This is a genomic window from Streptomyces sp. NPDC006872, assembly GCF_040635845.1.
Classification (GTDB): domain Bacteria; phylum Actinomycetota; class Actinomycetes; order Streptomycetales; family Streptomycetaceae; genus Streptomyces.
The window spans coordinates 24067-36277 of sequence record NZ_JBEYIL010000001.1; the positions used below are offsets into that span (position 1 = coordinate 24067).

At 69.8% G+C, this 12211-nt stretch carries 4 protein-coding genes; 3 read left to right on the forward strand and 1 reads right to left on the reverse strand.

Annotated features, from left to right (window positions below; all coding sequences use genetic code 11):
- Positions 1–99 precede the first annotated feature (99 nt).
- Positions 100–3204 carry a DNRLRE domain-containing protein gene (locus ABZ725_RS00125; protein WP_358800620.1) on the reverse strand — a complete coding sequence of 1035 codons (3105 nt, stop codon included), beginning with the start codon at positions 3202–3204 and terminating at the stop codon, positions 100–102.
- A gap of 487 nt (positions 3205–3691) precedes the next feature.
- Here ABZ725_RS00125 and ABZ725_RS00130 point away from each other — a divergent pair, with 487 nt between their 5' ends.
- The 3 genes from ABZ725_RS00130 (at position 3692) to ABZ725_RS00140 (ending at position 12166) form a co-directional block, all read left to right on the forward strand.
- Positions 3692–11059 (forward strand): ricin-type beta-trefoil lectin domain protein, encoded by a 7368-nt coding sequence (locus ABZ725_RS00130; protein ID WP_358800621.1) that lies wholly within the window; start codon positions 3692–3694, stop codon positions 11057–11059.
- 5 nt (positions 11060–11064) lie between these two features.
- Entirely contained in the window at positions 11065–11643 is a 579-nt protein-coding gene (locus ABZ725_RS00135) for a hypothetical protein (RefSeq protein WP_358800622.1), read from the forward strand.
- Positions 11644–11848: 205 nt separating this feature from the next.
- Positions 11849–12166, forward strand: coding sequence for a type II toxin-antitoxin system PemK/MazF family toxin (locus tag ABZ725_RS00140; RefSeq protein WP_351918729.1), 318 nt, complete (start codon positions 11849–11851; stop codon positions 12164–12166).
- Positions 12167–12211: the final 45 nt, after the last annotated feature.

Sequence of the window (12211 nt, forward strand, 5' to 3'; positions counted from 1 at the left end):
TGACATCGGCACGGGCAGTCGAGCGGGCGGACGGCGAACCCCGGCCACCCCCTCGCGGGGATGACCGGGGCTCGGTCGGGTTTCGCCGCGACGGGCGGGTCAGCCGAGGGCCTTGACCGTCCTCCAGTCCAGGGTCAGGACGATCTTCACGGCCGGATTCGTGTTGGTCCTCGACGGGTTGTAGATGCGCATCTGTCCGTCGGCGGCGAAGCGGGCCCAGATGTCGGGGATGTCGTCGTTGTTGACGTCGGGGATGCCGAGGGCCGTCGACACGGCGGCCTCGGTCCAGCTGGTGCCGTAGGCGACGTCCCCGTTGAGGGAGTTGGAGGCCAGCTTGAGCGATTCGAGGTCGACGCTGCCGCTGACGGTGCCGGGCTTGCCGTGGCGGACGTACATGTTGCCGTTGTCCAGGTTGCGCCACAGCAGGTCGGGCGTGAGGTCGTCGTTGATGTCGGCGACGTTGACGATGTCCCGGCGGGCCCAGGCGTCGGCGTTCATCTGGGTGGCCGCCTGGAACTTTCCGCCGGTGTAGCCCGAGAGGGTCCAGAAGGCGGCTCCGGCGCGCAGGACCACGTCCGGGAGCTTGTCGCCGGTGATGTCCCCCACCGCCTTGATCTGGGTCCAGGTCGAGGGGGCCGGGGCGTTGGACGGGAGGAGCACCTTCAGGCGCTTGTCCACGTCGAAGCTGCCGTAGCCGTCGCCCGGGTAGAGGTGGAAGCCGCCGTCCGGGGTCACCGCGAACAGGTCCGTCGTGCCGTCGCCGGGGTAGGCGTCCCCGTAGTGGGTGATCAGGGCGGCCTTGCCGGTGGTCGCGTTGTACCAGTGGCCCGGCGGGTTGAGGCCGCCGGCCGAGGAGTAGGCCGCGTCCAGGCAGGTGTCGAGTTCGCCGCCCTCGTTGCCGGGGCAGTTGATCAGCTTGCCGGACGCGTCCACCGCCAGCAGGTCCGCGATGGCGTCGCCGCTGGTGTCGCCGGGGCTGTCGGCGACGGCGCTCGGCGGGACGTAGAAGGAGTAGTCGGTGGTCTTGCTCGGGTTGCCGGCCGAGTCGTAGGCGATCGCGTTCAGGGTGTTGGGGCCCGCGTGCTTCGGCGCCAGGTCGGGGACGCTCGACACGCCCGCCACGGGTGCCGGGGCGTCCTTCCAGCCCAGGCCGTCGATGGCGTACCGGATCTTCGTCGCGCCGGTGGAGGTGAGGGTCACCGGGCCCGTCTTGCCGAACTCCATCGTCGCCCAGGTCGAGCCGTCGTCCGTGGCCTCCAGGAAGACGTCGCTCTCCACCGTCGGCGGCGGCGGACCCGAACCGTCCACGGTGAGCGTGCAGTTGCCGCTCGCCGGGTAGTACGCGGAGCGGCCGTCACCCGAGTCCTCGGCCCGTACGTTCCAGTAGTAGACGCCCTTGTCGACCAGGGTGCTGGACGCGATCGTCAGCGTGGCCTTGCCGGCGGAGAGGCTGGTCACCAGCGTGCCCGCGGGCACGGCCGCGCCCGACTTCCAGAACCGGAAGCGCAGTCCGGCGAGGTTGCCGTCGGGGTCGGTGGACTTCGCCGACAGGACCACGTTGGTCTTGCCGACCGTCGCGCCCGCCGCGCTCGTGTTGCAGGCGCCGCCGGGCGTGCTGGTGACGCTGCTCGGCACGGCGGGCTTGCGGTTGTAGGCGACCTCCATGGTCGCCGACTTGGCGTTGAACTTCCGCCAGGTCTGGGTGTCGCTCTCGCTGGTGGCCCGCATTCCGAAGGTGATGTTGGACCAGCCCTTGTCGGCGCCCGTCTGCGCGGCCGACTTCACGTTGAACGCCTCGTACTCGTCCGGGCAGTCGGCGGACGACCAGCCGTGCGCGAAGGACTTGCGCTGGATCTCGTCCGACCAGCTCGGCTGCTTGTTCCAGGTGGTGCCGGACGAGATCGAACCGGTCAGCCAGAACTGGAACTCCCGCTTGGTGCACGACCAGGAGTGGTTGTTGAGCACCTTGAAGGTCGCCGAGGTGATCGACGCGCCCTTCAGGCTGCTGCTGTAGTTCATCCGCCAGAACGAGCGGGCCGTGCCGTTCGTGTCGTTCTCGCGGCCCACCCGGGCGTCCGAGGTGCCCGAGCTGAAGTTGGTGCCGTTCCAGAAGCTGGAGTTGGGGTACGGCTTGTAGGCCACCGTCCAGGCCAGCCAGCCCGAGATCAGCGGCGGGTCGACGAACACCGGGAACTGCACGTCCGGGTCGCTGAGCAGGCCTGTCTCAGCGACGCGCAGGTTCAGCCGCGCCGTGCCGGTGCCGTCGCCGTCCAGCCGTGTCGGGGTCGGCGCCTGCCGGGCGCCCGGCTCGACGCCGCTCAGCCCGGACAGCTTCAGGACGTCGGCGGGCGTGGCCACCGAGGTGTGCGCCGCGCTGTCCGCGGGCAGCTCCGGGTCACGGCCGGCGGAGTCCCAGGCGAACGGGGTCGGGATGGACCCGGCCTCCTTGCCCGCGGCGTCCAGGACCAGGACCCGGCTCGCCTTCGCGTCGTGACGGAAGCGGGCCGTGGGCGACTTCAGGCCGTACGACACCGTCGCCAGCGCCGGGTTCTTCGCGGCCTCGCGGGTCTTGACGACGAGCAGCTGCGCGAAGCCGCCCTCCTCCCGGGCGACCAGCAGCAGGTCCACGCCGGGCAGCACCTCGGAGTAGAGGGCGCGCGGTCCGTCGAGCACCGGCTCGGGCAGCGGGCCCGGCCAGGTGTAGGAGACGGTGTGGCCGCCCAGCACGGTCTCGGCCAGGAAGGTGTCTTCGGCGGCGGTCAGGGGCTGCCGGGCGTACGAGCGGTCCGCGCGGTCCGCGTCGGCCGTTCCCGCCGAGAAGCGCACCGGCTGGGCCGGGTTGACCGGGCGGATGCCGTCGGCCGTGCGGCGCAGTCGGTTGTCGATAGGCGCCCACGTGCCGGCCGCGTTCTTCGCCCGTTCGGGCAACGCGGTGATCCGGGTGCGCAGTTGGCCGTCCGGCCGGGCCCAGGTCAGTTCGGTGGCGGTGGTCGCGGTGTCCACGGCCACCTCCTTGCCGGTGCGCCTGGCCTCGGCCGAGGCGGCGGCCTCGTCGCGCGGGCCCGTGTCGGCCTGTCGGGCCTCGGCAGGCTTGCGCGACCGGGCAGTCGACGGGTCGTCGGGGTGCCACCAGGGGAGCAGGGCAGCGGTCAGGGCGGCCAGTACCAGGCCGAGGGTGAGGGTCAGCCGGGTGCGCGTGCGCACGAGGGGACTGAGAAAGCGAGGCGGCGCGGACACGGCGGTCTACTCCCGTGTGGTCCAGGCGGATGAGGACATGGGCGCGGCACACGATCACACGCTTTGCACAGGCCGTCCATATATGAAGATTTTATAAATCCGTGATGATCACTTGGCGGGGACTTGACCCTCAGTCCCTGATGTCGAAAAAGCGCTCCTTGTCCATCTGTTGTGTATTCATGGGGTCGGATTTCGGGCGACTTTCGCATTGGTCAATCGGTGTGCGCTTCTGTTCGGAAATCGCCTGTGACGGACCTCTCAAAAGGACCCTTTCCGTCCACTTCAACTGCCTTGATGCGTGTGGCGGTCATGACAGAAGGTGCTGACCACCTCTGTTGTTTGCATCGCCTGGGTGGAGTCGACGCGTATGCGTGCTCAAGGTCCACTGTCATGGCTGGGGCGCCCACGCCCCGCCCTGACGGAGTCACTACGACGGCGCCGGCGGCTCGGCCGCGTGGCGACCGTCCTTTTGTTGTCCTCGACGCTGACGGTGACAAGCCTGGGCGGGGAGGCGTGGGCGGTACCCGGCCCCGGGATGACCCGGACGATCGACCTGCCCGACCTCCCCGAGAGCACCGAGATCGACGGTGACGAGGAGGCCGACAAGACGATCACCACGGCACCCGAGGTCCCCGTCGACCCGTACGCGCCGACCGCCGTCACCCCGTGGACGCAGGACACCGGCGTCGCCACGCTGACGGCCGACTCCGCACCCGGCGCCACCGTCCCGGTCGACGATCTGCCGATCGCCGTCGGCGTCCCCGAGGGCACCGCCCCGGCCGCCCTCGCCGGCGACTGGAAGGTCGACCTGGCCCCGCCGGACACCTCCCAGGACGCGGGCGTCTCCGGTCTGATCATGCGGATCACGCCGCCGGCCACGGCCGACCCGGCCGCGCAGGTCGCGGTCGCCGTCGACACCACCGCCTTCGCCGACCTCTACGGCCCCCAGGCCGCCGACCGCTTCGGCCTGATGCTGCTGCCCGACTGCGTCCTGGACGCCCCCGGCACCGGCGACTGCGCGCCCGAGGGCGCCGCGACCATGTCCGGCAAGGCCGAGGACACGGCCGAACGGCTGGTCAGCTCGGTCGAGCTGGTCCCCGCCAGTCAGGCCCCGACCCGGACCAAGGCCGCCAAGCAGGCGACCACCCGCAAGATCCTCTCGGGCTCGGTCCCGGTCGCCGAGCTGCTCGGCGGCAACGCAGGCGCGGAGGCGACGACCTCCGGCGCGTCCGTGCGCACCGCGGCCGCGAGGACGAGCGGCGCCGCGAGCACGGTCCTGCCCGCCGTGGACGCCTCCGGCCCCCAGGTCGTCGGCGCCATGGACACCGGCTCCTCCGCCTCCGGCGACTACACCGCCACCCCGCTGCTGTCCTCGGGCTCGTGGTCGGCAGGCTCCTCCTCGGGCGCCTTCACCTACGGCTACCAGGTGCAGGTCCCGGAGTCGGCGGGCGGTCCGACGCCGAAGGTGAGCCTCAGCTACTCCTCCCAGACGGTGGACGGCCGCACCTCGGCGACGAACAACCAGGCGTCCTGGATCGGCGACGGCTGGGACTACAACCCCGGCTCGATCACCCGCACCTACGCCAACTGCCGTGAGGACTCCAAGAAGGACGGGTCGAACAACAAGACCCATCGCACGGCCGACCTGTGCTGGGGTTCGGACAACGCCACGCTCTCCCTCGGCGGTTCGACGACCGAGCTGGTGTGGGCGGGCGGCAAGTGGACCACCGCCAACGGCGACGGCGCCAAGGTCGAGCGGATCACGGACAACACCAGCGGCAACGGCGCGAAGGACGGCGAGTACTGGGTCGTCACCACGCGCGACGGCACCAAGTACCACTTCGGCAAGCACAAGCTGCCGGGCTGGTCCTCCGGCCAGGACGTCACCGACTCCGTCCTGACGGTCCCGGTGTACGGCAACCACAAGGACGAGGACTGCTACAAGGCCGACGACTGGAAGTCCTCCGCCTGCACCCAGGGCTGGCGCTGGAACCTCGACTACGTCGAGGACGTCCACGGCAACGCCATGTCCCTGTGGTGGAAGAAGGAGGACAACTACTACGCCCGCAACTTCAACTTCAAGGACCCGGTCAAGTACGACCGGGGCGGCTGGCTCGACCACATCGACTACGGCCAGCGCAACACCCTGGGAAGCGTTTTCACCGCCCCCGCCACCTCCCGGGTCTCCTTCGCGGTCGCCGAGCGCTGCATCGACGACGCCAAGTGCACGGAAGCCAACTTCACCGACAAGGACCCGGGCAAGTACCGCATCTGGTACGACACCCCGGCCGACCTGCGCTGCCAGTCGAAGAAGATGTGCTGGAACGCGGGCCCGTCCTTCTGGACCCGTAAGCGGCTGACCTCCATCACCACCGAGACCCAGCGCGTCGCGGGCAGCACCGCGCGCCAGAAGGTCGACGCGTACGCCCTCACACAGAACTTCCCGGTCCTGAAGACCGGCCCGAACACGGCCCTGTGGCTGGAGTCGGTCCAGCGCACCGGTTACGACCGCGGCGGCGCGAGCGCGACTCTGAACGCGGTGCGTTTCGAGTCCAACGCCGAGGACATGCCCAACCGCGTCAAGGAGGACTCGCGTCCGGGCTTCTCCCGGCTGCGGGTCGGGCGCGTCATCAACGAGTACGGCGGCGAGACCGTCGTCACGTACAAACAACCCGAGGGCCAGTGCCGGACCGGCGTCGGGCTGCCCGGCAAGGACGACAAGGCGGAGCTGAAGGCCAACACGCGGCTGTGCTACCCGTCGTTCTGGCACCCGGACTCCGAGGTCGAGGACATCGACTGGTTCCACAAGTACGTCGTGGACACCGTCGAGGAACTCCCCAACGTCGACGGCGCGTTCGCCACGCAGACCGCGTACCAGTACAAGAACGCGGGCTGGAAGCTCGCCGAGGCCGAGTTCACCAAGAAGTCCACGCGCACCTACTCGCAGTTCGCGGGCTTCGAGCAGACCGCGGTGATCACCGGCACGGACGAGCCCGCGATCGGCAGCAAGAAGTCGAAATCGGTTACCCGCTATTTCCGCGGCATGGGCGACGACATCCCGGTCAAGGACATCACCGGCGCCGAGATCGCCAAGGACCTCGAGCCGTTCGCCGGCCGTATCGCCGAGGAACTGACCTACACCAACGCCTCCGACGCCGACACCGACTGGCTGTCGCGCAGCGTCACCGTCCCGGCCGCCACCGAACTCGCCCGGCGCAACCGCGACGACGGCCTGACCGCGCTGCGCGCCTGGCGCGTCACCGAGCCCGAGGAGTACGCGTACACGCGTTCCTCCGGGACCGGCGACGACACCCGCACCCAGCGCGTCGTCAAGTCGACGACGACGTACGAGCCGGAGTACGGACTGCCCACCCTCGTCGAGTCGCTCGGCGACACCGGCAAGACGGGCGACGAGTCCTGCACCAAGCTCGAGTACGTCCACCAGACGGCCAAGCACCTCATCGGCCTCAGCAAGCAGGTCCTGGTCTCGCCGACGACCTGCGCCGCCGCCGCCTTCGGCGACCTGAAGACGCTGAGCGGCGCGGCCCGTACGGCGTACGACGGCCAGGACTACAACGTCGCGCTCGGCGCCGGCAGCCTCGGCGAGGCGTGGAAGACGTGGTCGCTGAACGGCGACGGAACCGCTTTCCAGAGCGAGGGCCGGACCGAGTTCGACGCCGTCGGCCGCGTCGTCAAGCAGTTCGACCCGGACGACAAGCCGTCCTCGATCACCTTCACCCCGCCCACCGGCCAGGTCTTCACGGTCACCCAGACCAACGCGGCCGGCCACACCCAGACGCAGGAGCTGGAGCCGGGCCGGGGCACGTCCCTGAAGACGACGGACGCCAACAGCCTGGTCAGCGAGGCCAGGTACGACCCGCTGGGCCGGCTGGTCGAGGCGTGGGCGCCGGGCCGTACCCCGTCGGCCTCGGCCGTGCCGGACTTCAGGGCCGTTTACACCATCCCGAAGTACGACGAGGACAACCCCGACCGCAAGCCGCCGTACGTCACCACCTACGCGCGCGGTCACGAGAACCGCGTGGAAACGTCGGTAACCCTTTACGACGGTCTCGGCCGGGAACGCCAGACGCAGGAGGAGGCCGACGGCGGCGGTCATCTGATCACCGACACCCTCTACAACAGCTCGGGCGAGGTCTGGCAGACCAACAACTCCTACCTCACCCACGAGGCGAAGTTCGGCGAGCTGTTCAGCCCGCTCGCGGACACCGCCGTACCGAACATCACGCGCTACGCGTACGACGGTCTCGGCCGTGTGGTGACGGAGACCCCGGTCCTCAAGGTCACCGACCCGCTGACCCAGGAGTCCTCGTCCCAGCCGGTCCCGGAGCGGGCCACCCGCTACGAGTACGGCCAGGACTGGTCCAAGGTCGTCAACCCGACCGGCGCCTCCTCCTACCGCGTGTACACCGACGCCCTCGGGCGCACCGCCCGCGTCGACACCTTCAACCCCGAGGCCCCGGGCGGCTTCACGTCGATGCGGTACGCGTACGACAAGCACGGCCGCATGGAGAAGGCGACCAGCTCGGCCGCCGCCGCGCACCCGTGGACCTGGACCTACGACCACCGGGGCCGTCAGCTCACGGCCACCGACCCGGACACGGGCACCACGGAGACCAAGTACGACGCGCGTGACCGCGTGTCGACGACGAAGAACGCGCGCGGTTTCGTCGTCTGGAACGGTTACGACGTTCTTTCCCGCCCCACCGAGCAGCGTCTGAACGGCTCCGACGGCACCCTGCTGTCCACGTACGAGTACGACAAGGCGCTCGGCGGCAAGGGCATGCCGTACCTCGCGACCCGTTACACCGACGGTGAGGCGTACTCGCAGCGGATCGACGGCTACACCAAGGACTACCAGCCGATCTCGACGACCCTGACCCTGCCGCAGTCCGCCAAGGACACCTGGGGTCTGGACCTGACGTACAGCTACGGCTACGCGTACACCGACACCGGCATGCTCCAGGAGGCGACGCTCCCGAAGGCGGGCCGCTTCGCCTCCGAGAACCTGGTCGTGCGCTACAACGAGGACGGCAAGCCGCTCTCGCTGTCGGGCAAGGACTGGTACGGCTCGGAAACCGTTTACGACCCCTATGGCCAGGTCCTGCGCTCGACGCTGGGCGCGCAGCCGTACCGGGTGTGGACGCAGTCGACGTACGACGAGTCGAGCGGCGAGCTGACGGACCAGTCGGTCTACCGCGAGCAGACCGTCGACAAGAACGTCGTCGCCGACAACCTCGTCTCCAAGCGGGGGTACACCTACGACCCGGCCGGCAACGTCACCTCGATCCACGAGCAGGCCGTCGGCCTCGCCACCGAGCGCCAGTGCTTCACGTACGACCCGCTCGGCCAGCTCAAGACGGCCTGGACCGCCAAGGACCAGAAGTCCTGCACCACGCCGAAGAACTCCGACGGCTCCCTGAACGTGGACGCCGGCAAGGACAACTCCGGCTACTGGCAGGAGTACGAGTACGACCTGGTCGGCAACCGCAAGACGCTGACCGAGAAGAACCTCGCCGGTGACACCGGGCGGGACGCGGTCACCTCCTACACGTACGGCAAGGCCGACGGCAGCCAGCCGCGCGCCCTGACCAAGGTGTCGAAGAAGTACAAGACGCCGCAGGGCGTCGATGTGACCGCCGAGGCCGAGCGGCTGTACGAGCTGACCGGCGAGACCAAGACGATCACCTCCCTCCAGAACGGCGACAAGCAGGAACTCTCCTGGACCTACGACGGCAAGGTCGACCGGATCGCCGGCCAGGGCCAGGGCGGCAAGACGCCGTACGTCGGTCTGGCGGACAAATGCCTCGACCTGAAGAGCGGGGTGGCCTCGGCCGCCCAGGGCATCCAGCTGTACCCCTGCAATGTGACCCAGGCCCAGAGCTGGCGCTTCACACCGGCGCCGGGCACGGACTCGAACAAGGGCACGCTCACCGTCTACGACGACTGGTGTGTGCAGCCGGCGGCGAACGCGGTCGGTTCGGCGGCGCAGGTACAGAAGTGCAACGGCACCTCGGCGCAGCAGCTGAAGCGCACCCCGTCCGGTCAGCTGATCCATGCCGACTCGGAGCTGTGCCTCGCGGTGAAGGACGCCAACTCGGCGAACACCACCCCGATCGTGCTCGCCGCCTGCGACGCCGCCAAGGCCGAGCAGCGCTGGGCCCCGCAGAACGACACCCGGCACATCTACGGCCCCGACGGCACGCGTCTGCTGACCATCCAGGGCAAGCAGGCCACGCTCCACCTCAGCGACACCGAGGTGACCGTGGCGGCGGGCGGCGCACTGATCAACAGCCAGCGCACCTACTCGGCGCCGGGCGGCGCCGTGATGCGGTACGCGTACGGGCTGGGCCCCGAGACGCTGGTCGCGCTGGCGGGCGACCACCAGGGCAGCGCCTACGTGGAAGTGGGCCTGAACGCCTCGATGCCGGTGCGCATCCGCAAGCAGGACCCCTTCGGCAACCAGCGCGGCGCCGGCACGGTCGGCCTCAACTACCAGTCCCGCACGGGCTTCCTGGGCGCGGCGCGTGACGATGCCTCCGGCTTCCAGCCGCTGGGCGCACGCCTGTACGACCCGGTGGTGGGCCGCTTCCTGTCGGCCGACCCGGTCGTGGACCTGAACGACGTCCTGCAGTCCAACGGCTACGCCTACGCCCACAACAACCCGGTGACGATGTCCGACCCGACCGGTCTGGCCATCAGCCTGACCGCCTCGGAGCGGGCGGCGGCACTGGCGGGCGCGGGTCTGTCGGCGGCGCAGGTCGCGCAGGCCCAGTCGATGATGGGCAAGTCCCTCACCTCGGTGATCCTCGCGGTCGCCTGGGAGACGCTGAAGGACTTCATCGGCATCAACGACGCCATGGCCTGCTTCGGCGGCGACATGTGGTCCTGCGGCAGCCTGATCATCGGGGCGATCCCCTGGACCAAGCTGGGCAAGATCCCGTCCGTCCTGAAGGCCGTCAACCGCACGATCAAGGCGATCGAGTCCTTCCGCGCCGCGAAGAAGGCGGCGGAACTGGTCCTGAAGGCGGCGAAGGCCGCCGAGGCGGCCGCCCTGCGGGCCAAGAAGGCGGCGATCGAGAGAGCGAAGAAGGAAGCAGCTCAACGAGCGAAGAAAAAGGCGGCCGAACAAGCGAAGAGAACCGCCGACAAGGCGGTCGCCCAGACGAAGAAGACCGGTAACGCGGTCCAGAAGCAGGCGCAGGCGAAGGCCGCGCCGAAGGTCTCCACCAGCAAGGGTTCCGGTGGCGGCGGCGGGTCCAAGCCGGGCGGCAACTCCGGCGGGTCCTCGCGCGGCAGCGGCGGATCCAGCGGCGGCGGCGGTTCCGGCAAGGCCGGCAACGGCGGCGGCGGTGGCGGCGGCTCGGGCGGTGTGCCCAGCACCCGGGGCGAGGCCAACGACCGTCCTCCGCTCGTCGACGTGGACTCCGCGCCGGCGAACTGGAACCTCGACGACCGTCTCGCGGAGGTCGAGGCACGGGTCCCGACCTACGCGGTGCTCGGCGCCAGCGCCCGGACGCGGAGCCGTACCTACGTCGGCGCCGTGAACACCCGCACAGGAGACTCGGTCTGCGCCTCCTCGGGCGGCGGGTACTGCGCGGAGGGCAACGCGCTGCTCGCCCTGGGCGGAAACCCGGACGAGGTGATCTTCACCAATGCGTATACCTTGGCCCGCGACGCCGAACGGAACTGGACGGCCGTCCTACGGAAGGTGTGCGTCAGATGTCAGGCTGACTATCCCGACCGTGAAGGCAACTTCGTGCCCGGCATCCAAGGCGATCCGGGTGGCCCGTGGGGAGACTAGAAGCGGTGACGAACCCCTTGAGCAGTCCTGTCGAGAAGAGTCCTGCCGACGACAGTCCTGTCGACAACAGCCTCTTCGAGATCGAGCTGCTGAAGTTCGACTGGGAGCGGATGGAGTGCGGCTGCGGCGAAAGCGCCGCACACCTCCCGCCCAGGATCAGAGATCTGATCACCCTGGACGAGGCCCACGGCGGCGGCGAGGCATTCCTCACCGCCCTCCACGACCACGTCATGACCCCGGCCGACGAGCTTCTCCCGGTGTCCTCGGCCTTCGTCTCGGTGGCCTTCGCCGCCCTGACGGGCCCCCTGTCCGAGCCCGCCCGACGGGAGACGCTCGGCTGGGTGCTCCGTATCCTCGGCCCGGCCGTGGACTCGGGCGGCCCGGTGGCCGAGGCCTGTGTCGCCGCCGCGCGGGAGGGGCTGTGGGTGCTGTACTCCGAGGTCATGCAGGGCGCGTCGGCGGCCGGGGCGGCCTACGCCTTCGAGACGCTCATGCTGATCGAGGAGGACCTGGACAGGCTCCGCGCGGTGCAGGCCGCCGCGGGGGACCGGCTTCCGGGGGATCTGGCTTCGGAGGAGATCTGACGCCGGAGGAGATCTGACGCCGTAGGGCCCAGGGCTCCTGTCGTTCTGAGAGTTGGGCGGTGCCCGGGGATTCCCGGGCACCGCCCCTTCGGCGTTCCCGGGGAGAGCCGGCCTCGGAGGAGATCCGGCGCCGCCGGTGGGAGAGCGGGCGCTCGAGAGGGTGGTGTGGTGCGAGTTCGCGCGCCCCGCCCAGTAAGCTCACGGGGTGGGACAACTCAAGCGTGGACAGGTGTGGACAGTCTCCACGGTGGGCCGGGATCGCACGGTCGTCGTCGTGCAGAACGACCATGTGGCCGAACTGCACTCGGGCGCTGTTTTGTGCGCCCTGCTCGACACCTCGGGGGAGCGGCCGGAGTCGCTGGTCACCGTGCGGGTGTCGATGCCGCTACGGGGGATGGTCGTGGCCCCGGATCTGTACAACTTCCGCCTGACCCGCTTCGAGGACGGCAAGTACCACGGAGACGTCCCCGTGGACGAGATGGAGAGCGTCGACACGGCGCTGCGGGCCGTGCTCAGTCTCTGACACACCGCCCGCGCCGCCCGCGCCTCCGATCGGCGGGCAGCCGAT